Source organism: Ignavibacteriota bacterium, assembly GCA_016707525.1.
In the GTDB taxonomy this organism is placed as follows: domain Bacteria; phylum Bacteroidota; class Ignavibacteria; order UBA10030; family UBA6906; genus JAGDMK01.
Map to the genome: position 1 here is coordinate 99,514 of JADJHP010000003.1, position 24,019 is coordinate 123,532.

Sequence of the window (24,019 nt, forward strand, 5' to 3'; positions counted from 1 at the left end):
AGGAACGTCAATCGGGGGGAGAAAGAGGCGAAATCAGGCCAATTTCGAGAACCAGTGGTCAACCACGGCCAGCTGCTCTCTATTAAACAGGCATGCTATTGAAGTTTCTTCAGCAGGTCGAGGCGGAGAGATTCGTTCTTACCGTATCCGAGGATGCCATACACGTCGGAACCCCGGACCACGATGTCCAGCGGACCGTGGTGGGGATCGATCAGGTGCGTCGTTGCAGGTCCGGCCGGAGAACCCTTGCCCCCCGCCGTCCTGACGAACGATGCACGAATACGCTCCGCGGCGTCGGGAGACGCGGTGCGGATGAGGAAGGCCTGTGCACCCTCCCCGCTTCCGTAGCGGGCCAGGTACACACGGGAGAGAAATCCGTACCCGAGAAAATCGCTCGCAATATACTGCTCCGACCGGGGTATGCGTCCGCCCGAAGGCAGCGCAGCGAATTCCGGAGGGAGCCCGCGCGGCGACCCCAACACAACATCAAAGGACCGCGCGAGCAGCAGGAGATCATCGCGTCCGACAGCAGGAGGCGACGACAACTTGAGATACCAGCGGCCGAAAACAACGATCATCATCCCGGCATCCGCGCATCCTTCGTTGCCCACCTCGACGGCAGCGTTGTCAGGCGAACGTTCTTGCGAGTACATGCCATACGCATCAGATACTCCGGCATGGCGATACAGCTCCGCACGCACCTCCTCACCTGACGGCGTGCGGTAGGTCGCACATTGCAGGCGCTCAAAACCATAGATCACAAAAAGATCCGCGGCACCGTCGATGTACTCCCAGAGATCGTCCGGGCCGTAGACAGCCGTGTCGGCCTGCACAGTCCACCCCCCGGGGACAGGGAAGACGAACGCGTCACGGTCGTCCTCGCTCCTTGCAGGGATCGCACCCGAGAGAGCGATGAGGGCGGGGAGGACGAGCGCACGGACCGCCCGCGTCATGACAGGAACTCTTCCGGGATCTGGCCGACACGCCTCACGTCAGCGATCCGGTCGCGGACCGGGAATCCCTTCACGCAGGAAGCGGAGCAGGTCTCACAATCGTGACACGGGTCGTTGCCACCGTCATGCTGCTTCACCACCGCATGGGCCATGGCAAGGTCGCGATAGCCATAGGCGTACATGAAGGCACGCATATATTCCGGGATCGACAGGCTGCGCGGACAGCCGGCCACACAGTGCTCACACCCCTGGCAGTACAATCCACCTTCCAGCCGCCCTGCCACGAGCGAGTCCTGTTCCTCTTCGGTCATCGTCAGATCCTGATTCACACTGGCGTTCTCGTCCAGTTGATCGAAGGAGGTGATACCGGGGATCGTGGTCGCGACATTCGGATCCTGCAGCACGAATTTCAGCGCGGCCTTGCAGTTGATGGGCTTCGTCTTCTCTTTGTCGAGGAACCCCCCGGCCATCGTCTTCATCCCGACGATGCCCACGCCCGCCTGCGCAGCACGTGCGATCGCAGCCTTCACGGAGGGATAGTGGTCCTGTTTGAAATTCACGGCGGTCAGGACGACGTCGTACACGCCGCAGTCGACGGCGGCATCGATCACATCGGGTTCGTTCTTGTGCGTGGAAACCCCGAGGAAACGCGTGTAGCCCTTATCCTTCGCCTGCTGCAAGGCATCCAGCATGGCCGGCGCACAGGTGTCGTCCTTCGACGAGGTCGAATGCAGATACAGAATGTCCACATGATCCAACTTGAGCCGTTGCAGGCTCACCTCGACGAGGCTGAGCCACTTCCGTACCGCAGCCGTGGAGTCGCCAGTTTCAGACGGGACCTTCGTCGAGATCACGTACGAGTCGCGGGGCACATTGGCAAGGAACTTGCCCAGCATCACTTCGTTCATTCCCCGCTGGTACCCATGGGCCGTGTCCAGGTGCAGGAACCCCTTGTCGAGCGCGGCACGGACGAGACCGGGATTGTCCGAACGCATGACACCCATGCTCACGACGGGAAGCATCAGCCCCGTCCGCCCGAGCTTCCGTGTATGCTTCACGGCCACGATGGGCGCCGGTGCGGATGATCCCCCGTTCTCCTGCGCATGCAGCGACCCGGTCAGGACCGCGCCGGAAGCAGCAACGAGTGAGGTCTTGAGAAAGCCGCGGCGGTCGAACTGTTCCATGGAGCCTCTCGAAGTGATGGGCGTGCCTAGTGATGATCCCTGCGGAGCGCAGTCGGGATATAGAGATGGCGCTTGATCTTCTGTGTCGGTGTTTTCTGGAACGGTTCCGCCTGCTCGATGATCCGGTGGATGCGCGCATACAACGGCACCCTGTCGTTGATCTCCTTCTGCAGGTCGGCAAGGAGTGCGTTCGCCTTCTGACGGATATCGGATTCACTGAGCGATTGCAGTGCCTTCTGCAGGCGCTCGTAGTCGAGATGCACCAACGCCACGAGTCGCTTCTGGTGCTCATACACCACCGATTCGCGGACGTGCTCGAACTCGTTGATAACGGCTTCGATCTCTTCGGGATAGATGTTCTTCCCGCTCGGGCCCAGGATCATGTTCTTGGAACGGCCCTTGATGAAAATGAAACCATCCGCATCGATCACGCCAAGGTCGCCCGTGCTCAACCACCCGTCGTCGCTCAGGACCTGCCGGGTCTTCTCTTCATCTCGGTAGTATCCCTTCATCACCGTGGGGCCCTTCACCATGATCTCGCCCTCCCCCGTCCGGGGATTGGGATCCTGGATACGGATCGTCGTCCCACGCAGTGCGGGGCCGGTCGAGCGCAACCGCGTCCGTTCGGGACCGGTGCCCGCGATCAGGGGTGCGGTTTCCGTAAGGCCGTAACCGATCGCATACGGGAACTTCGCTTCGCGCAGGAACGACTCCACGTCGGGTGCCAGCGGCGCGCCATCGATGCAGAACAACCGCAGCTCACCACCGAAGGTCCGCAGGAGTTTCTTGCCGGCGATCCGGTGGAGTGCCTTGCGCAGCACCGGCACCCCTATCGCCTTTCTCAAGAGCGCACTCTTCATCAGCTCCGGCTGGATCTTCGCCTTGTAGATCTTTTCGATGATCAGCGGTACGGACAACATGACCGTGGGCCGAACCCGTGTGAGCGCCGGGAGAAGGACCGGGGCGGTGGGCGGTTTGTCCATATAGTACACACTGGACCCCCTCACGATCGGCAGGATCATGCCAAGGGTGCTCTCATACGTATGGGGCAAGGGGAGGATCGACAGCATGCGATCGGTCTCGTCCAGCGACACGATCGTCATTGTTGCTTCAACATCCGACAGCAGGTTGCCATGCGTGAGCATCACGCCCTTGGAGTGGCCCGTCGTCCCCGACGTATACACGATCGACGCCAGGTCATCGGCAACCGGGAGGCGTTCGGGCACGGCGTACACCGTGGACGGTGCCGCGTGCACATCCAGGATCGGTGTTCCATCGTCAGGATCGGTCTCTCCGGCGATGACCTGCTGCCAATTCTCGAGGAGCACGATCGCCCCCGTTTCCGACGGGGCAAGCTCGCCGATCTTCGTGAGAAGGCGGCGCGACACGAACACCGCTTTGATCTCGGCGTGACGCAGGATCCGGGCGATGTCCGACGAATGGAAATCCGGGAGAATAGGCACCGCAACCGCACCGGACGCGGTGATGCCAAAGTACGCCGCCACCCAGTTCGGCATATTCTCGGACAGTAGTGCGACGCGGTCACCGAAGCCGATGCCCGCTCCCTTCAGGAATGCACCCACCTGCTGTGCACGCTGCCAGAGCACATCATAGGTCATAGAGTCGCCGTCGACCAAGGCGACCGACGGACGGGAGCCGAAGCGTTGCGCGGACTGCTCGAGCGCACGACGCAGTGAACGGGGGAATGATGACATGGGTCCTGCCTGCAACGTCTGAGAGGGGAGATTTGGAAGTACGCCGTAAAATACACAATCCCCCGGATACTCACAAGCACCGGGGGATCGGGTGGAACGAGAGAACTGCCTGAGGGGCGGAATTCAGATCGTATCGAGCGCCCGGCGGAACGCCGCGGTCCACACACGGGTGCCACCCGGCGAAGGATCGCTCTCCAGCTGCCGGAGAAGTGCCGAACCCACGATCACGCCGTCGGTGTCGCGGGCAAAGGTCACCGCATCCTCAGGCCGCGAGATCCCGAATCCCACGAGCATCGGGTTGCGCGTGACATGCGCACGCACCGCACGGACGTTGTCGAGCGCCGAACCGGCCACGGCCCCGCCGGTCACGCCGGTGGTGGACACGCAGTACACGAATCCCGACGACGCAGCATCGATCGCACGCACGCGCGCCGGAGGCGTCGTGGGCGTCGCGAGCAAGATCCCGGCCAATCCCGCGGATGTCACCGCCGGCGCATACGAGCTCCACTCCTCCAGGGGCAGCTCGGGAAGGATCAGGCCGTCAACCCCGGCAGCAGCCGCATCGACGAAGAATCTGTCCACTCCATAGCGCATGATCGGATTGAGATATCCCATGAGCACCAGTGGGACACCGGACCGCTGCCTGATCCGTGCAACGAGTTGCAGGATCCACGGCAGGGTCACGCCGTTCGCGATCGCCGTGCCGGACGCCTTCTGGATGACCGGACCATCGGCGAGGGGGTCCGAGAACGGAACCCCGATCTCCACGATGTCCGCCCCGCCATCCTCAAGTGCGCACACGAGGTCTGCCGTTGCATCCAGTGTCGGATACCCGGCGGTGAGGAACATGGCAAGCGACCGCCTGCCCTTCGTTGCATTGCCGCTCAACCGTTCTTGGAGTTTCATCGTCATAGGTTCGCGTATGTTGTCATATCCTTGTCACCCCGCCCCGACACGTTCACCAGGATGAGGGGTGAGCCGGTGGTGCGCGGCGCGAGCTTTTCCAGCCATGCAAGAGCATGCGCAGACTCGAGCGCGGGGATGATCCCTTCGAGGCGGGAAAGCAGTTTCGCCGCGGCAAGGGCTTCCTGATCTGTCACGGCAACATACTCCACCCGCCCGGCATCCTTCAGCGCGCTGTGCTCGGGGCCGACGCCGGGATAGTCCAATCCCGCGGAGATCGAGTGGGCAAGTTGCACCTGTCCGTCATGGTCCTGCAGCAGATAGCTGAGGGAACCGTGCAGGACACCGGGAGCTCCCAGCGAGAGCGTCGCGGCATGCTGCCCGGACGTGAGGCCGTGCCCGGCAGCTTCGACGCCGATCATGCGTGCCCTCGTGCCCAGGAACGGCTCGAAGAGCCCGATGGCGTTGCTCCCTCCCCCGACGCACGCCAGCAGGATATCCGGATCGCGTCCTTCAGCGGCACGCACCTGCTGCATTGCCTCTTCACCGATCACGCTCTGGAAATCGCGAACGATGGCGGGGTACGGATGAGGGCCAACGACCGATCCGATGATATAGAATGTATCGCGGACGTTGGTCACCCAATCCCGGATCGCTTCGCTCGTCGCATCCTTGAGCGTGCGCGTCCCGGAATGGACCGGCACCACGCGCGCACCGAGCATTTCCATCCTGCGCACATTCAACTGCTGACGCTCGATGTCCTCGTCGCCCATGTACACATCGCAGGCAAGTCCCATCCGCGCGGCCACCGTGGCCGTTGCCACCCCATGCTGCCCGGCACCCGTCTCGGCAATGATCCGCTTCTTCCCCGATCGTTTTGCCAGAAGGATCTGACCGATGGTGTTATTGATCTTGTGTGCCCCGGTATGGCAGAGATCCTCCCGCTTCAGGTAGATCTTCACCTTTCCGTAGTGTGCGGCAAGGCGGTCGGCGCGTGTGATCGGCGTGGGCCGCCCGGCAAAGGTCGTCAGGAGTTCGCGCAGCTCTGCCGTGAATGCCGGGTCCTTCCGCGCGTCCTGATACAACGCCTCGAGTTCGTCCAGCGCGGGAATGAGGGTCTCGGGCACATAGCGGCCACCGTACGCTCCGAAATAGCCCCGTGCATCGGGCATACCTCCGGGAGCAAGTGCAGCAGGAGCGTGTGTCATGTGGTGCTTCCTTCGTTCAGTGTTCTTCCAACCACCGGCGCGAGCCGGCGGATATCATCCATCAGCGCAGCAAAGCGGGATGGTTTCAAGGACTGTGCGCCATCCGAAAGTGCGGCAGCAGGATCCGGATGGACCTCGATCATCAGCCCATCCGCCCCCGCCGCGATCGCGGCCATGCTCATCGCCGGAACAGCTTCCCAGATCCCGACACCGTGACTCGGATCCACGATCACAGGCAGGTGGGTGAGCCGCTTGAGGACGGGGATCGCATTCAGATCCAGCGTGTTCCGTGTCGCCGTTTCGAACGTCCGGATCCCCCGCTCGCACAGGATGATCTGCAGGTTGCCGCGGCTCGCGATGTACTCTGCCGCCATCAGCAGTTCCTCGATCGTCGCGGCGATGCCGCGTTTGAGCAGCACCGGTATGCGGAGTTCGCCGACGGCCTCCAGGAGACTGAAATTGCTCATGTTCCGTGCGCCGATCTGCAGCACGTCCGCCACTTCCGCCACGGCGGGGAGGGTGCCCGTATCCTTCACTTCCGTCACGATCGCAAGCCCCGTCTTCTCGCGCGCCTCGCGGAGAAGGACCAATCCTTCTTCCTTCATGCCCTGAAAACTATACGGCGACGAACGTGGTTTGAATGCGCCGCCCCGCAAGAACTGTGCACCTGCCGACTTCACGTTTCGCGCAACGGTAACGATCTGCTCCCGGCTCTCCACCGAGCAGGGCCCGGCCATCACCGCAAGTTCGGGCCCTCCAATGCTCGCTGTCCCGACCTTGATCACGCTGCTCTCCGGCCTCGCCTCACGACCGACGAGCTTGTACGGCTTGGAAACCGGTATCGCCCGTTCCACACCGGGCAGGATCGTGAACACATCCGCGGCGATCGCGCCGTGATTACCGGTGATGCCGATGGCCGTCCGCTCCGCCCCGGGTATCTCGTGGGCCCGGAATCCGAGATCGCCGATCTTCAGCATCACTTCCCGGACCTGGTCCGGCGTCGCATCCTGTCGCATCAGGACGAGCATCTGTCATCTCCCTTGTGCTTCACGTGAACGATCCCATGCCAACGCCTTGAGTGCCGCATGGACGAACGCCCTCACCTTCTCATGATCCTTGATACCCGGCGCCACTTCCACGCCGCTGCTCACGTCCACACCCATGGGACGTGCTTGTCTGATCGCTTCCGCAACATTCGCCGGCGAGAGTCCGCCGCCCAGGATCACGGGCCCATGCCCGGCAGCCGCCCGTGCGATGCTCCAATCGAACACCTGGCCGGTACCGCCATGCACACCGGCAACGAAGGTGTCCAGCACGTGGGCATCCACGCGATATGTTCCCACGCTGGCCGGATCGAAATCGGGTCCCACACGGTGTGCCTTCAGGACGCGGACCGGCAGGCCTTCCGTCTCCGCCGGCGACTCCTCCCCATGCAATTGTACCGCCTTCACCCCGCTCCTCCGGATCGCATCGAGGATCGCGGCGCGTGGCGCATTGACGAACACGCCGACCGTCACGATATCATTCGGGATGGACCGGACGATGTCCGCAACGGCATCAGGGCTGATGCACCGCTTACTCGAAGGCACGAAAATGAAGCCCAGCATGTCGGCACCCGCATCGAGCGCGCACAGGGCATCGTCACGCCTGGTGATCCCGCAGATCTTCACCCTCATGCGCGGACCCCGGCAAGCACGTCCCGGAGTGCCTCACCGGGATCGGGAGCCCGCATGAACCCTTCGCCGATCAGGAATGCATCGATGTTGTGGGACCGCAGCATGCGTATATCTGCAGCGGACTGGATACCTGACTCGCTCACGCAGACCACATCGGAACCGATCAGGCCGCGCAGTCGCACCGACGTCTGCATATCCGTCGCAAATGTCGCAAGGTCACGATTGTTGATCCCGACCACGGGGAATCTTCCGCCCTCCAGCGCACCCACTTCCTCTTCATTGTGCACTTCCACGAGGACGCCGAGGCCGAGTTCATCGGCAAGGGCTTTGAGCTCATTCAGCAGGATGCGGTCCAGGGCGGCGACGATGAGCAGGACCGCATCGGCCTGGTACGCTCGCGCTTCATGAAGTTGATAGGGGTCAAGGATGAAATCCTTGCGGAGGACAGGCACCGCATGTCCTGCACGAGCAAGCGCCATGTAGTCCAGATGGCCCTGGAAGAACGGAACATCCGTGAGCACGGAGAGCGCCGCGGCGCCCGCCGCTACATACGACCGTGCGATCGCCGGTACGTCCATATCAGCGCGGATGACGCCCCGGGAGGGCGATGCTGCCTTGATCTCCGCGATGACCGCGGGGGAACGTTGGCGCAGGGCAAGTTCGAATGGCCGGCGGGGCACGTGATAGCCGGGCATATCCATCAGTGCGGCAAGCGGGGCCCTCTGCTTACGGGCGTCCAGGTCCTCCTGTGTGCGCCGGAGGATCGCGTCGAGATAGGTGCTCATGCTCTGTTCGTGAACTCCACCAGTGCCTTGAGGGTTGCCAGCGCGCGGCCCGAGTCGATCGCTTCCGCCGCGAGGCGTGTCCCGGCCGTCAGGTCGGCGGCCTTGCCTGCCACAAAGATCCCCATCCCTGCGTTGGCGAGAACGATATCACGACCCGGAACCGGTTCGGCCTGGAGGATGCTGAGCGCAATACGGGCATTTGTTTCAGGATCCCCACCCTTCACGGCGTCGTGCGGCGCTGTCGCAAGCCCGAAATCGGAAGCTTCGACGATATACCTGCGCACAGGCCGATCCCCTCCCACCTCGTGGACCGACGTCGGCCGTGCGAGGCTCACTTCATCCATCCCGTCATCGCTGTGGATCACGCACGCTTTGTCCGTGTCCAGCACGTGCAGCGCACCGGCGAGCCGCCGGGCCACATCATGATGATAGGTCCCGAGCACCTGGCGCCGCACGCTGGCAGGGTTGGTGATCGGACCGAGCATATTGAAGATGGTCCTGACGCCAAGCTCCTGACGCGCTTTCGCCGCGAACTTCATCGCGGGATGGAACAACGGAGCGAACAGGAACCCGATCCCGACGGTATTCACGCACGCCTCCACGCGGTCCGGTGCCAGTTGTGTCTTCACGCCGAGCGCAGCGAGCACATCGGCGCTGCCGCTGCGGCTCGACACGGAGCGGTTGCCGTGCTTCGCAACGGTCACGCCCGCGCCGGCAGCCACGAGCGCGGCCACCGTGGAGATATTGAACGTATCGCGTCCATCCCCACCGGTACCGCACATATCGATGGCGTCGCCATCGTCGGTGGTGATCCGGACCGCATGGGCACGCATCGTTCGCGCGAACCCGACGACCTCGGATTCGCTCTCCCCTTTTGCGCGGAGTGCGATGAGCAATCCGGCGATCTGCGCATCCGTAGCGGTGCCGCTCATGATCCTCTCCAGGGCATCCGCTGCCTCGTCGATCGACAGGTCCTGCTTCTCCAGACACTTCTCGATATAGTGCTTCATGACAGCCTCTCCACCCAGTTCCTGAGAATTTGCATGCCCTCTGTGGTCAGGATCGATTCGGGGTGGAATTGCACGCCTTCCACCGGCAACGTCCTGTGACGCACGCCCATGATCACGCCATCCTCGGTCTCCGCGGTGATCTCCAGAGCATCAGGCAGCGAGGAACGCTCGACGACCAACGAATGGTAGCGCGTCGCATCGAAGGGATCCGACACGCCCCGGTACAGCGACGTTCCGTGATGCCGCACGCGCGATGTCCGTCCGTGCATCAGCGACGGCGCGTGGATGACGGATCCGCCGAAGGCGGCGCCGATCGCCTGATGGCCGAGGCAGACGCCGAAGAGCGGGAACGAGGTACTACAGTGGCGGATGACGTCAAGGGTGACGCCGGCATCCTCCGGTCGGCCGGGGCCGGGGGACAACAGGATCCCGTCCGGCGCCAATGTTGTGATCTCGTCGACGGTCACGGCATCGTTGCGGCGCACCAAGAGATCGGTGCGGAAGGTGCCGAGTGCCTGCACGAGATTGAACGTGAAGGAATCATAGTTGTCGATCACGAGGATCATTGTGCACCTTCCTCCTGCCCGTCGGGCGCGGCGAGCCCGCGTGAGGCGAGACGTATCGCCTCCATGAGCACCCGCGCCTTGTTGACCGTTTCGTCGTATTCATTCGACGGCACGGAGTCGGCAACGATCCCCGCGCCCGCCTGCAGCTTCAACGTTTGTCCATGCGCGAACACCGTGCGTATCGCGATACAGGTATCCATCGTGCCGTCCATGCCGAAATACCCCACGGCGCCTGCGTACGCTCCACGCGGAAAGGGTTCGAGGTCAGCGATGATCTCCATCGCACGCACCTTCGGGGCACCCGAGACCGTCCCTGCAGGGAAGCACGATTCAAAGATGCCCACCGCGTCGATGTCCGGACGGATCCGGCCGCGCACTTCCGAAACGATGTGCATCACATGCGAATAGCGGTCCACGCGCTTGAAGACCGGCACTTCCACGGAACCGTACTCGGAGACCCGGCCAACGTCGTTGCGCCCGAGGTCCACAAGCATCACATGCTCGGCAAGTTCCTTGGGATCGGCGAGAAGGTCCAGTTCAAGACGTTTGTCGTCGGCTTCATCCACACCGCGGCGCCGGGTACCGGCGATCGGCAGAAGCTCCACTGTGCCGCCGTGTGCCTGGATGAGCATTTCCGGCGAAGAGCCGGCGAGTTTGGTAGCGCCGAAATCCAGGAAGAAAAGGTACGGGGATGGATTGATGATGCGCAGGGAACGATAGACGGCAAAGAGATCGCCGGTGAACGTACTGCGTGTCCTTCGTGAGAGCACCACCTGAAAGATATCGCCTTCGGTGATGTGTTCTTTCGCACGAAGCACGGCCTGCTCGAACCCCGCGCGGTCCGGTTCACCCGCTCCATCCATCGCACAACTGAACGGCGTGGCCGGTGCGGTCACTCTCCGCAGGCGGAGTTCCAGCGCAGACAGGGCGGCCTTCCCCGATTCGTACTGGTCTTCCAGTGGCGCCGCCGGGTCGATGAAGACATTGTGCATGAGCGTCATGACCTGCCGGTGATGGTCGAACTGCACGACCGAGCCGAACAGGCCGAGGATCGCATCGGGCTCCTCACCCGCTGCGGGCGTGATAGGTATCCGTTCGATGTGCCTGACGCAGTTGTACCCGATGTATCCCACAAGTCCGCCAAGCAGCCCGTGGGGCTCCTGCACCGGTGCGATCCTGTGCGGTGCGAGGATACTGCGGATGACGGAGAACAGCGGGCCCTGCACCTCCTCCGTTCCCCTGGCATCGCGCACGGTCACCGATCCGTTGCGGGCTTCGAGGATCACCCGCGGACGCGTGCCGATGAACGAAAAGCGTCCGATCTTTTCGTTCGGTTCGACGCTCTCCAGGATGAAGGACGGCACCCCCTCTTCACGGAGCGTGAGGTAGGTCAGGACCGGGGTCAAGGTATCCGCCACCAGGGTCCGCACGAGCGGGATCACGGTGTACGAAGCTGCCAGTTGCCTGAATGTTGCGAACGGTATCATGGACCTCCCATAAAAACGAAAAAACCCTTCCTGGCTGTCAGGAAGGGTTGTGCATGGCACAACGATGGAAAAGACACTAACCTCCTGCAGGTTGCGGGCTCATCATCGTGCGCCACCACCAGGACGACAGGTTTGTGCGATATGCGTTGACGGATTTCATGATGGTGCAATATACGTGCAGAGGGGTGTCGTGTCAAGCGAAAAGTGGCAACGCGGTGCTATTGTTCGCCGCCGCGTGTCTGGAGGATCCACTTCGCGATGGTCGCCCCCAGGAGTGCAGGCTGGACGGGCTTGGCAAGATAATCATTCATCCCTGATGCCAGGCACCGTTCGCGGTCGCCTTTCATCGCGTGCGCGGTCATCGCAACGATCGGGATCACGCTGTTCTTCTCACCTGCTTCGCCTTTCCTGATCCGCTCCGTGGCCTCGAACCCATCCATCTCCGGCATCTGGCAGTCCATGAGGATCAGGTCGTAGGGTACGCTCTGGACGGCGTGGATCGCTTCGACACCATTGGCAACCGCATCGGCCCGGTACCCCTGCTTGCGGAGGATCTTGAGCGCAACCATCTGATTGATGTGGTTGTCCTCGACGACAAGGATCGCAGCCTTTCCGCCCGGGGGTGGAGCGACCTCGCTCCCGGCCGGTAGCGTTCCTGCAGCCGTGGTTCCGCCGGGGCCTGCCAGGAGCGACGCGAGGACCTGCTGGAGGCTCGTACGCCGGATGGGCTTGGACAACACCCTGCTGAAGCCTGCCTGGTGGAACAGGTCGGACCTGTCCCGCTGGCCGAGCGATGTCAGGAGTACCAGCGACGTGTCCCGCAGCACGGGATCGTTCTTGATGTGCTCGGCGAGTTCAACGCCATTCATGCGGGGCATGAGCATGTCCAGCAGGGCGATCCTGAACGGCTCCCCCGCTTCGACTGCCGCGCGCATCGCCTGAAGCGCCGATTCGCCGTCCTGTGCCTCGACGACCTTGTACCCCCAGCCGGTAAGCAGCGTATCGATCAGCAGGCGGTTGGTCTCGTTGTCATCGACGGAAAGGACCTTCACCCCCTCGATCGGGGAGACCGGTTCTGGCGTTTGCTCTTGCGAGGAACCGCGCGCCAGCATGACCGTGAACCAGAAGCGTGAGCCCTGATCCGGAGTGCTGCTCACACCGATCTCGCCGCCCATGAGTTCGACGATCTGCCGCGAGATCGCGAGTCCGAGGCCCGTCCCGCCGAACTCCCGCGTCGCCGAACCATCGGCCTGGGTGAACGGCTTGAAGAGTTGTTTCTGTTTTTCCCCGGCGATCCCGATCCCCGTGTCGATGATCGTGAATTTGAGAACGACCTTCCCGTTGACCTCAGCGACCCGGTCCACCTCGATGGTCACGGCCCCGTGACGGGTGAACTTGACCGCATTGCCGCCGAGATTCACCAGCACCTGCCGCAGGCGCCCTGCATCGCCCCGGAGGACTGCCGGAACCGACGGGTCCACCACATAGGCGAGTTCGAGGCGCTTCTCGTGCGCTTTGACCGCGAGCATCTCCGCAGTGTCTTCAATGAGTCCACGCACTTCGAAATCCAGCTCTTCAATATCGAGCTTGCCCGCCTCGATCTTCGAGAAATCCAGGATGTCGTTGATGATCGTGAGAAGATTCTCCGCGCTCGTGCGTACGATATCGGCGTACTGCCGTTGCTCGGGCGTGAGGTTCGTATCCATCAGCAGGCCGGTCATGCCGATGACGCCGTTCATCGGTGTGCGGATCTCATGGCTCATGTTCGCGAGGAACTCGCTCTTGGCCCGCGTGGCATCTTCGGCACGCCGCTTGGCGACCTCAAGGTCTGCGATCAGCCGGCCGCGTTCCGCCTCGGCCCTGCGGCGTTCGGACACGTCGCGCACCATGACGAGATCGGAGATCCCGGTGTCATCGTGCACCATCCCTGCGCTGAGTTCCACCGGAATTGTCGTGCCGTCTTTCCGCAGCAACGACGTCTCCAGCCTGGCATGCGGGCCGTTCCCTTCCGTCCGGTGGAGCGCCCGTTCCTCCCATTGTTGCCGCTCGGTGGAAGCAAGGAGTGCCGCAAAGGGAGACCCATACAACCCGCTCTGGCTTTCGCCCACCATCGACGCGAAGCCGGAATTCGCCAGGTGGATCGCGCCGTTCCTCACGATGACGATGCCGTCGTTCGCGCGCTCCACCACGCTCCGGTATTTCTCTTCGCTTTCCCGGAGGGCTTCGGTGCGTGTGAGGACCTGCTCTTCCAGTACTGCGCGGCGCGTGCTGAGGAACCCGATCAGCACCGTCATCAGGGCGGTCAGGATGATCCCGCCCGCACCAACGACCCATCCACCGCGCACGAGATTCGCCTGGAGGTACTCGGCATCCGGATGGATCGAAATGACGTATGTCCGCCCGAAGAGAAACAGAGGGCTGACAAAGGCATACGGACCGCTGAGACTATCCGTGCTGGCCCCCGGAACAGGGAACCTTCCCTCATCGGGAGTTGCAGACGAGGCCAGAAACACGGGGTGGGCCGGGTCGCAGATATCGAACAGCTCGACGCGCAGGACGCTGCCAAACATCTCCGCCTTGGTCAGAGCCTCGCGCACCGTGACCGCGGGCTTCATGACCGCCACCACAAACCCCCTGACCACCGGAGCGCCGTCGCCCTTCGCCCGTTGACCGCCCCCCGGATCATTCTCAAACACCGGGTGAACAGCGATGATGCCGCGGTTCGGGATCGAATCCGTAAAGAGCGTGAGCGATGGAGTCGCTGTCGGCAACCGGGTCCGGAGTGAGCGCATCAGGACATCGCGGCGCTCGTCATCCGACGCATAGTCGAAGCCGATCGCATCCCTGTTTTCCCGCATCGGCTCGACGAAGGCGATCGGATAGTGCTCATCACAGGCGGGGGCGGGGATCCTCGCACCATCGGCCCTGCGGGCCACGAGACCGTGAGCGACGAGGCCCTCTGCCCGCATCGTACTTTCGTACGCAGGCCGTTGGGTGCGACCGACCCTGGGCACCCAGGCGTACGCTTCAACGGCGGACCTCCGCGTGAGCGGTCCGACGAAGTGAGCGAACTCCTCGCGCGTGACCGCTTCGCTTCCTTCGAAGAACCGGACGAGACTCAGCAGCTCATTGCGGATCTCACGGAATGCATCATCGATCATCGCGGCGTGGGCGTCGGCGAGGCGCATGAACATGGCGGACTGTGACCGGGCCTCCACGCGATGGGCAATGAATGCGGCACCGAGGCTCAATAACACGCCCAGGACCGCCGTCATCACCGCTTCGATGTGGCGTTGCCACCACGACCGCCCCCCGGCTCCCCCCACCCGCCGCTCGATCACCGTCCCCCCGTACGCAAGGATCAGGACCAGAACAAAACCAAAGCCGATCACACCCAGTCGTGCCTGCGCGATCTCGCGGGACCACGACCCCGCCTGTGCATCAACGCCGACCACTGCGAACACCTTCCCCTCACGTGCATCCACCACCGGAACGAAGGCGCTCACGAACGTTCCGAACTCATCCTCATACGGACCGACGATGCCACCCTGGTGCAGCCGGAAGACGTCTTTGAGAGCCACGGGGGGATTCTGATAGACAACACCGGGCATGGCACGCTCCGAGTCCTGTTCCCTGCCGAGTTCAGGCCCGAAGACGAATGATCCATTCCGCTGGACCACCGTGTACACATCGTGCAAACCGAACCGCACGGCATAGGCATTCATCTGCTTGGACACCCGCTCGTACACCGGGTTTGCAGTGTCGGCTGCCGTGTAGGACAGAGCCATGAGTCGCTGCATGTTGAGCGTCTGCGCAATGCCCGAGGCATGGAGGAAGAGCCGGTCACGATGGCTGGCATCAACAGTACTTCCGACCCAACGCGCTGCGCCGAACGAGAGCACGGTAACGAAGATCACGCCCCCCTGGACCGCCCAGATGCCTATGGTCTGTGGTCTGGCGCGGTGCACAGGACAGTGCCGGTGCACCATCCAGAATCCAAACGCAGCGATGATCAAGGAGAGTGTAGGAAGGACATGATGCGCAAGGCCCGGGTCACCGATCCAACTCTCCGGCTCGAGCGGCGTGAAGGGAGCGAAGACGGCCGGAAGTCCCTGAAGGACCCTGCTCAGCCCGTACACGCCGAAGCTCACCGCGGTACACCGGAGGATGAGTCGCCCCCCCTTCGCATGCTCGGCCCCGTGTTGCCAGATGCGAACCGCTGCCACGCCGATACCCGCCATCGCGATGGCCGCCCAGATGATCCATACAACGATCGGTGGTGCGAAGAGGGATGCGCTGGCGAGCACAGCGATGCCGGCCGCGGGGAGCAAGTACAATGCACGGGTCAGGGAGAACCTGACGGCCACAACATCGAGGAGCAGGAGGAAACCCGCGGAGGCCACAAGTCCGGCCACATATTGGAACTTGCCACCCTCGGGAAAACTGAACGCCAATGCCTCAAACCAGGCGGCGATGCCTGAGAGTGCAAGGAAGAAGACAAGCACCCTCCAGAATCGTCGTTCCTGATGATCCCCCCCGACAGGCCAGGCAAGGCTCCCGAGAAGCAGCGCAGCGAGGCCTTGCAGGGCCAGAATCAGGTCACTTTGCCCGGAGACCATGGTTCCCAGTTGAGCTGTGGCCGATATCAGCCCAATGGCTGATGATGGTCGACGGCTTTCCCCCCGCGTTCAGGAATTGCGCCTTCTGCGACAGGGCGAGCAGGGGGAACCGCCTTTTCATGAACTATCTGCCTCCAGGAACGCAATCATCATGCCATTGTCACTCTATTGTATGCCTATTGGCTGAATTTCCACTCAAGAACGCCCGAGGAAAGGCCCTTCTGGAGCTGAACTTCCATGCGCAAACCTCTGGTCGTGACCGGTGTGAAGCGGACGACATTGAGCGCGTCCTTCTCCGTTGCATATGCCGACTGCGCCTGAACAGGAACCCACGCATCACCCGCCCGATAGAGGATCCGCCATGACTGCGGTACCCGGGAGAAACCATCGACTCCATCGTCGAACCAATACACGGAGCAGGAGGAAACCGACTGCTCTGATGGGAGATCGTACTGGATCCACTCCGCGGTCCCCTTGTGATCCCACCAGCTCATGCGCGTGATGCTCTCATCGTTCGAAGCCTTCGGCTCGAAGCCATCGGCGACCGCTTCAGGATCTTCATATCGATTGATATACGAGTAACTGATCGTGAACGGGATCGGACGCGGGCGTTGCGGCGGCACCCATTCCACCCCCCGCGCATCCGTCGTCACCGTGGGGAACGATGTGATACGGAGCCGCGCCGTACCCATGGGCACGAGCGTGAGCGGTTCTTCAGGTGCGGCCGTACGTGCTGGACTCTTCTGCAGTGGCCCGACCAGGTTACGGTAGTCGGCCTGCCACCCATCGATCCTCCGTCCCGTGGCCTTGATCACGAACGGCAATGCCGCAGGGGTCCAGGGGAGCGCATGCGGATCCGGCGTGCGGGGTTCGACGGTGAACGACCGGGCTGCATCCACGGAGTCGAGCACCAGGCCGTAGTTCCAGGCCGTCGTGGGGAACACTTCCCACTCCGGCCACGCGGTGTTGGTGCCGTACTTTTCCCACCGTTCGCCGATGCTCAGGGAGAAGGTCAACGGGCCGCGATTCACGGACACGGAGTTCTGATTCTTCTCCCACCGTTGTACCTGCAGCGGCATCGCGAAGGTGATCACGACCTCGTCACCCGGCGACCACTGCCTGTCGATGCAAGCGAACATCCCGCCGGATGAAGGCAATGCGGTCGCGGCGCCATTGATGCTGACCGATGCCTCCGCGCACCAGCCGGGGATGCGGACGTAGAGCGGAAAGCGTACTTTCTTCGCCGGTGTCACGCGCAATCGAACCACACCGTCGTAGGGATAGTCCGTCCGCTCCTCGATGCCCACGGCGATGCCATCTCCTACCACCGCGCGCACCTGCGAGGGAGCGTAGAGAGAGGCGCACAGGCCGCCATCACGCGTCGCAAGCCACATCTCCTCTGCGAAGTACGGCCAGCCATGGGCGACGTTGTGCTGGCAACAGCGGTAGGTCTGGAAAGGACTGTACGAGAACATCGTGCCGCCGTTCTGGATCCCCGGCGTCTTCAGCTCCTTGTCCAGTTGCACCTGATTGGCACAGGTAAGATAGTGCAACCCCTTCTGGTCCGGTGTGAGGGCCACGGGCAGGCTGTTGAACGCGAGCTCTTCGCAGCGGTCGGACCAGACCGTACCGCCGCCCGTACGCGTGAGCATTTCGAAGCTGTGCATGAACTCCACGATCCCGCATGTCTCAAATCCCTGACGGGGGTCGATGAAGCCGGGCCGCGCATTCTCATCGGCCGCGAAACCGCCGCCGGGAAATTGGCCGTACATCCCGCGGACCTGGCGGTAGTTCCGCTCCACGGCATGCAAGAGGGAGAAGTCGCGCGCCACCGGATAGTACATCGCCGGGCCACGGAACCCCTGGGCGATGTTCACATTGTGCCAGTTCACGACCGTGGAGTCCCACCGCGACATGTTACGATGCATCTTCCCCGCAAGGTCGAGCAGCCACACTCTCCCCGTTCGGTTGTACAGCCACACCACGCTCTCGATGTTGTCTCCCATCCTCGTCTTGGGCCAGTAGCCCTCACCGAAGGCCGTCTCCGGAAGCGTGTTCTCCCATGCGAAGTACTTCTCCATGAACGGGATCACGCGCGGGTCTGCGGTATATTCATAGTAGGATTGCAGGACGTTGAGCATGACCATGTGCGGCCAGAGATCGGGCTTCCCCTCGAGCGAGGTGAGCAGATCGCGCGGGCCGAACCAGCCGTCCTCGCGTTGCGACGAGAGCATCGCCTCGATCCAGAAACGTGCCTTGCGCTGTATGGAGGTATCCCCGAGGACGTAGCCGAGATCCCCATACCCTTTCAACCAGTACGGGAGTTCCTCCCACCCGCGCGAGCCCTTTCCCTCTGCGTTCGCCCACGCGCTCGTTGAAGGATCGAGCCAGGGAGAGATCTCGGCCAGGTGCCCGACCATGCCATCGCGTTCGATCTCCAGCATCCGCTGGAGCCACCCTTCGGGCCTGATGCTTCCGATCGGCAACCGCGTCATCGGCGTGCCCACAAGGGGTGGCCGGTTCCACTGGCTCCCCGTCGAGGTGTGCGGCGGATCGATCACGGCATGCAGGGAGATGCCGTTCGCAGGCGCGGGAGGAGTGATCGCACCACGGTTCGCTTCAGCGACCAGGTGCGCCGGTGCCTTGACGACCATCCTGTCGTAGGTCATCAGGCCGTTACATTCCACCTCGACGTCCGTGATCTGCGTGTACACCGCGGCACAGAGCCCATCGGTATCTTTGAGCCGGCGTACCGAACCGAGGAACTGTGCATACGTGGACGTCAGTTCCTCTGCATCCTTCATCCCCTTGTATCCCCAGTGCTCCTTTTTCCACGTGTGTCCGGGCAGGGCGAGGCCAAGTCCTCCGAACTCGCCGAGGACGATCGCGCGTGCCGATTCCGCGATCGGCGCCGCCGGTTTCGGGTAGGAATGAATGTCCATGACATCGCCGGCATTCTTGTCGGTCCAACCGCTGGCATTGTTCACCAGCCGCGCCGGATCGAGCTGCTTCACATGGGCCGTCAGACGTTCGGTGTCGTACTGCCCCCACCCTTCATTGAAGACCACCCACATGATGATGGACGGATGGTTCCGGTGCGTCGCCACGAGCCGGTCGAGTTCGGCCTCGAACTGGGTCCGCGAAGCAGGGGTGGTGTTGTTCGCGCTTGGCATGTCCTGCCACACCAGAAGGCCGAGACGATCCGCCCAATAATACCACCGCGCCGGCTCCACTTTCACATGCTTGCGCGTCATGTTGAAGCCGAGTTCTTTCGTGATCTCGATGTCGTACCGGAGTGCGGCATCTGTCGGTGCGGTGTAGATGCCGTCAGGCCAGAAGCCCTGATCGAGGGGACCGACCTGGAACACAGGCTTCCCGTTGAGCATGAGGCGTTGGATCCCGCGCGCGTCGCGTGCCACGGCGATCGTGCGGAGGCCTGCATAGCTTCCGACGGCATCGATCGTCTTCCCATTGCGGACGAGTGTCACCTTCAGATCATAGAGGAACGGCGTCTCCGGCGACCAGAGTCTCGGGGAGCGTACACCCACACTGATGGGTGCCCCGGGTGTGCCGCGCCCCTTCCCCACTTCTTTCCTGCCGTTGAATACCGTCACGATGCACTCCGTACCCGCAGGCTCACCGCTGGCATCCACCGTCACCATGAATGACGCGGCATCCTTCCCTGTCTCGATGCGGAGGTCCCTGACCGCGGTGGCGGGTACAGGTTCACACCATACCGTCTGCCAGATCCCGGTGCAGGGGGTATACCAGATGCCGCCAGGTTTCCGCACCTGCTTTCCGCGGGGCTGATCGCCTGCATCCGACGGATCGTGCACACCAACCACGATCTCCTGTGCGCCCGACGACTTCAGCGCATCCGTGATGTCGAAGGAGAACGGGTCGTAGCCGCCCCGGTGTGTTCCGACCCGGGCACCGTTCACGAAGACCACCGATTCCCAATCCACCGCGCCGAAATGCAGAAGGATCCGTTTGCCGGCCCAGGCCTTCGGAACGGAGAACATCCGCCGGTACCATATCCGGTCCGTGCGCTTCATGACACCGGAGAGTGCTGATTCTACAGGGAAGGGCACAAGGATCTGTGAAGACAGGTCCTTCCCGAAAGGCGGCGTGTCCAGAGTTGACGGCAGCTCATATCCCCAGAGTCCGTTGAGGTTGAGCCACTCCTTGCGCGTCATGATGGGCCGCGGGTAATCCGGGAGCGGCTTCGCGGGATCCACTTTCGCCGACCAGGGGGTGAGAAGCGGCGCATCGGCAGGCAGGCGCCATGCGTCCCCGGCCCGGCAGAACGCAGCAGAGAGCATCAGGGCAAGCACGGGGACAAGGATACGGGAGACTGTGTGCATAGGTGTTCTCACAGAGTGAAGGAGAGACGAGGACAGTGATCTCATAGGGGCACGTTCTGCAACGTCAATGTGTCAGTTCCTGTTCGATGAGTTCCAGGGACTTTCCCTTGGTTTCAGGGACGCGGAACCAGACGAAGACAAAACCTGCGATACAGATGGCGGCATAGAGCCAGAACGTCCCTGATACGCCGAGGGCGGCGTTCAGGAAGGGGAAGGTGTACGTCAGGAGGAAGCAGGCGATCCAGAGCGCAGAGACCGCAACGGCAACGGCCGCCCCCCGGATCCTGTTCGGGAACAACTCCGAGATCAGGACCCATGTGATCGGTGCAAGCGACATGGCATAGCTTGCGATGGCCAGGAGGACGAACGTGATCACCACCGGGCCCGTCCAGTGCAGCAGGTAGGCGAGACCGATGAGGATATGAAAGAGACCGATCCCGGCACACCCGATGAGCAACAGCGCGCGCCGTCCGAACCGGTCCACCGTGCCGAAGGCGATGAACGTGGCCACCATGTTCACGATGCCGGTGATGACGATATTAAAGAGGATCGAACTCACCCCGTACCCGGCGGTGCGGAAGATCTCTTCCGCATAGTTGAAGATCACATTGATGCCGCTCCACTGTTGCAGCACGGCGAGGGTGACACCGACGAAGAGGATGCTGCGCACACCGGGGGCAAGGAGGTCGCGGAAGTGCACCTGCCGTACCTCTTCCGTGGCGATGGTCTCCTGGATCGTGGCACATTCCGCTGCTGCGTACGCTTCACCACCGATGCGCCGCAGGACCTCCCGGGCGCGGTCCACGGCACCGTTCTTGATCAGCCAGCGTGGACTTTCGGGAATGGCGAGTGATCCGAGAAAGAAGGCAACCGCGGGGATCGCGACCACCGTGAACATCCAGCGCCACCCTTCCTGTCCGTTCCACGACATGCGGATGAACTCCGCTGTTGCGGCATCCGGTACGGGTTCCGCGATGCGCCAGTTGACCACCTGCGCGGCGAGGACGCCGATGACGATCGTGAACTGGTTCAGCGAGACCAGCCGCCCCCGCAGGTGGGCCGGGGCGATCTCGGCGATGTACATGGGTGAGAGTGCGCTGGCCATCCCGATCGCAACGCCCCCGGCGATGCGCCAGGTGACGAACGCGGTGAAACTGCCCGCCCAGCCCGTCAGGATGGAGGAAGCGGCAAAGAGCACGGCCGACAACAGGAGCAGTCGTTTCCGTCCGAAGCGATCGCTCACGCCTCCTGTGAAGAGCGCGCCGAGCAGACACCCGAGGAGAGCGCAGCTATTGGCCCATCCGCGAACGGCCTCATCCTCGAGCCCGAAGTACGGCTCAAAGAATGGCTTTGCTCCCCCGATCACCACCCAGTCGTACCCGAACAGCAGTCCGCCCATCGCGGCGACGGCGGAGATGAGCCATACAAAACGCAGATCGAATGATGCAGAGAGGTCCTTCGAAGCTGATGTCATAGCGATGTTCCGTTTGCAGTGTGACGTGGATCGGTCGTTTCAATGGAGGGGGCGCACCCTGACGAACATGACGCCCCTGGCTGGCACGCGGTACGTCAACGACCCCGCGGCGGTACCGATATCCTTCTGCCGCCACAGATCGCGGAGAGTGTGCGTTCCCTGAAGTCCGAGCACGCTCCAGGATGCCGTCAGATCCCGGTCGATCTCATCGCGGTTGAAGAACCCGACGGCCTTCGAGCCGTCCTCCATTTCTTTCACCATCACGAACGTTTCCTCGTCGAGCGGGATCATCGCAGCGCTCTGTCCCAACGGGTCCTGGTTCACCTCGTTCACTTCAGGATTGCAGAGGATGTTGAGCGTGAAGGGATCGAGCCGGTTCATATCGCCGCTGAAAAAGAGCGGCGATGCCATCAGAGACCAGAGCGACATGTACACATACTGCATGCGTGGCGGGACGGGTGTTGGTGTCGGTTCCCCTCCCGTAAATGCGCTCCCCACATACCCGATCTGAATATAGTCCGGATCGTTCCACGAGCCGGGGCCCGACCATGCACGATGCTCTGCGTTCTGGAGGGCGACCTCGAAGATCCGGTCAAGTTCGAATCCAAGATCACCCGCGGTCCGCCAGCATTGTCCACCCACGGCAGCACCCCACTCCCATACGTTGCCCATGCCGTACTGGCACAGATTCAACACGATGTCGCGGTCCTGCGAGGCCAGCACCTTGCCCATGATCTCGTAGGGCTTCCGGAGCGCGGCACGATCGGGATTATTTCCGGTGACCTCCGTGTAACTGCACCAGTCGTACTTCAGGAAGTCGAATCCCCATGCCGCGAACTGCTTCGCATCCTGTTCCTCATGGCCAAGTGTTCCTGAGAAACCCGCACAGGTGAGGCGGCCGGGCGACGTATAGATGCCGGCCTTCAATCCCAGTGCATGGATATGATCCGTGAGGCCGCGCATCGAAGGAAAGTGTTTGTTCGGCAGGATGTTCCCCTGCGCATCACGCAGCGGGCCGACGCGGAGCGGATCGCTGTGCTGCGGCGCATTCATCCAGCAATCGTCGATGGACACATATTGATAGCCTGCGTCCGCCATGCCGCTGCGGACCATCACATCGGCCGCATCACGCATCAGTGCATCGGTCACGCGGTTGTAGTGCGCGTACCAGTGGTTCCAGCCCATGGGCGGCGTCAGCGCAAGCGTTGCGCCACTCACGATCCGGAACTGTGTGGAAGCGGATCCCCGCGCGTTCGTCGCCGTGATCGTCACGCGGTGCGTCCCGGCCGCAGGAGCGGTGCCGCGGATGATCCCGGAAGAGGCGTCAAGCGTGAGTCCGGTCGGCAGGCTCACGGCTGTGAACTTCATCGGACGTTCGCCGGTGCATGGGATACGGTGGAGGAACGGGTGGCCGGGCCTGCATCCGATAACACGCGCACCATTGATGCGCGGGATCGGGCCCGGGGTCGGGGTCAGGAGGAACGGCTGTTCGGGGGCCGGCGTGAACGCCCGGGGCGGCACACCCGAATACAGGATCCGTGCATCACACAGGTCCACGTGATCGTGGTCAATGCCATCCCCTGCATCCGTCGCCATGAGGATGAGCGTATCGATGCCGCGAAGATCGGTATCGATGGCCACCCCGCCCCTGCCTGTGCGAAGCGCACCGGACTCAAACAGGATCTTTCCGTCGCCGAGGAGCCGCACGCGTACGGACCCCGCGCCGTTACTGCTATCGTTCACCCCGGCGATCGCACGGAAGCGCACCGCGGATCCGTGCAGGTCGATCCGAAGAATGGCACGTGCATGAGTGCCGACGCCCTTCCGGTACGTGACGCCTCCGAGGCGCAGCGGCGATCCATCGACGGAAGAATCGGCCCTGGGCCTCCCCCACCCCTGCCGGAGATGGGTAAGATCGAGAGCGCCCAGCCACACGGAATCCTGAGGGGCTGGAGGAATGGCTGAGGCTTCCGTGAACGAGCACGCGAGAATTACGAGGACGAGAAGGATACGGCGGGTCACGGTTGAGTCTCCGGCTGGAAAGTGATCAGGGATGTCGTGCGGTGGCTTCATCA

16 protein-coding genes are annotated in these 24,019 nt (G+C 62.7%); all 16 read right to left on the minus strand.

What is annotated here, in order from left to right; all coding sequences use genetic code 11:
* Positions 1-95: 95 nt before the first annotated feature.
* The gene (locus IPI01_06640; GenBank protein MBK7257470.1) at positions 96-953 is read right to left on the minus strand and encodes a hypothetical protein; all 858 of its coding nucleotides are present in this window, start codon (positions 951-953) and stop codon (positions 96-98) included.
* On the minus strand, positions 950-2,137 hold the full coding sequence (locus tag IPI01_06645; protein MBK7257471.1) for an aldo/keto reductase: 1,188 nt from the start codon (positions 2,135-2,137) through the stop codon (positions 950-952). The genes IPI01_06640 and IPI01_06645 overlap by 4 nt, the downstream gene beginning before the upstream one ends.
* Positions 2,138-2,163: 26 nt before the next feature.
* Complete coding sequence (locus IPI01_06650; protein MBK7257472.1) at positions 2,164-3,852, minus strand: AMP-binding protein; 1,689 nt, start codon at positions 3,850-3,852, stop codon at positions 2,164-2,166.
* Between the two features lie 123 nt (positions 3,853-3,975).
* A complete protein-coding gene (locus IPI01_06655) occupies positions 3,976-4,758 on the minus strand; it encodes a tryptophan synthase subunit alpha (protein MBK7257473.1) in 783 nt (260 codons plus the stop codon).
* A 2-nt stretch (positions 4,759-4,760) separates the two neighbouring features.
* A complete protein-coding gene (gene trpB, locus IPI01_06660) occupies positions 4,761-5,927 on the minus strand; it encodes a tryptophan synthase subunit beta (protein ID MBK7257474.1) in 1,167 nt (388 codons plus the stop codon).
* A 32-nt stretch (positions 5,928-5,959) separates the two neighbouring features.
* A complete protein-coding gene (aroF, locus tag IPI01_06665; protein MBK7257475.1) occupies positions 5,960-6,991 on the minus strand; it encodes a 3-deoxy-7-phosphoheptulonate synthase in 1,032 nt (343 codons plus the stop codon).
* A gap of 3 nt (positions 6,992-6,994) precedes the next feature.
* Complete coding sequence (locus tag IPI01_06670) at positions 6,995-7,639, minus strand: phosphoribosylanthranilate isomerase (GenBank protein MBK7257476.1); 645 nt, start codon at positions 7,637-7,639, stop codon at positions 6,995-6,997.
* Positions 7,636-8,424 carry an indole-3-glycerol phosphate synthase TrpC gene (gene trpC / locus IPI01_06675; protein MBK7257477.1) on the minus strand — a complete coding sequence of 263 codons (789 nt, stop codon included), beginning with the start codon at positions 8,422-8,424 and terminating at the stop codon, positions 7,636-7,638. Before trpC ends, IPI01_06670 begins: the two co-directional genes overlap by 4 nt.
* On the minus strand, positions 8,421-9,434 hold the full coding sequence (gene trpD / locus IPI01_06680) for an anthranilate phosphoribosyltransferase (protein ID MBK7257478.1): 1,014 nt from the start codon (positions 9,432-9,434) through the stop codon (positions 8,421-8,423). Before trpD ends, trpC begins: the two co-directional genes overlap by 4 nt.
* A complete protein-coding gene (locus IPI01_06685; GenBank protein ID MBK7257479.1) occupies positions 9,431-10,000 on the minus strand; it encodes an aminodeoxychorismate/anthranilate synthase component II in 570 nt (189 codons plus the stop codon). Before IPI01_06685 ends, trpD begins: the two co-directional genes overlap by 4 nt.
* Positions 9,997-11,487 (minus strand): chorismate-binding protein, encoded by a 1,491-nt coding sequence (locus tag IPI01_06690; protein ID MBK7257480.1) that lies wholly within the window; start codon positions 11,485-11,487, stop codon positions 9,997-9,999. The genes IPI01_06685 and IPI01_06690 overlap by 4 nt, the downstream gene beginning before the upstream one ends.
* Before the next feature lie 218 nt (positions 11,488-11,705).
* A complete protein-coding gene (locus IPI01_06695; GenBank protein MBK7257481.1) occupies positions 11,706-16,106 on the minus strand; it encodes a response regulator in 4,401 nt (1,466 codons plus the stop codon).
* Positions 16,087-16,227, minus strand: coding sequence for a hypothetical protein (locus IPI01_06700; protein MBK7257482.1), 141 nt, complete (start codon positions 16,225-16,227; stop codon positions 16,087-16,089). The genes IPI01_06695 and IPI01_06700 overlap by 20 nt, the downstream gene beginning before the upstream one ends.
* Before the next feature lie 55 nt (positions 16,228-16,282).
* Positions 16,283-20,470, minus strand: coding sequence for a glycoside hydrolase family 127 protein (locus IPI01_06705; protein MBK7257483.1), 4,188 nt, complete (start codon positions 20,468-20,470; stop codon positions 16,283-16,285).
* 64 nt (positions 20,471-20,534) lie between these two features.
* A complete protein-coding gene (locus IPI01_06710) occupies positions 20,535-21,944 on the minus strand; it encodes a sugar porter family MFS transporter (protein ID MBK7257484.1) in 1,410 nt (469 codons plus the stop codon).
* A 39-nt stretch (positions 21,945-21,983) separates the two neighbouring features.
* A complete protein-coding gene (locus tag IPI01_06715) occupies positions 21,984-23,966 on the minus strand; it encodes an NPCBM/NEW2 domain-containing protein (protein MBK7257485.1) in 1,983 nt (660 codons plus the stop codon).
* Positions 23,967-24,019: the final 53 nt, after the last annotated feature.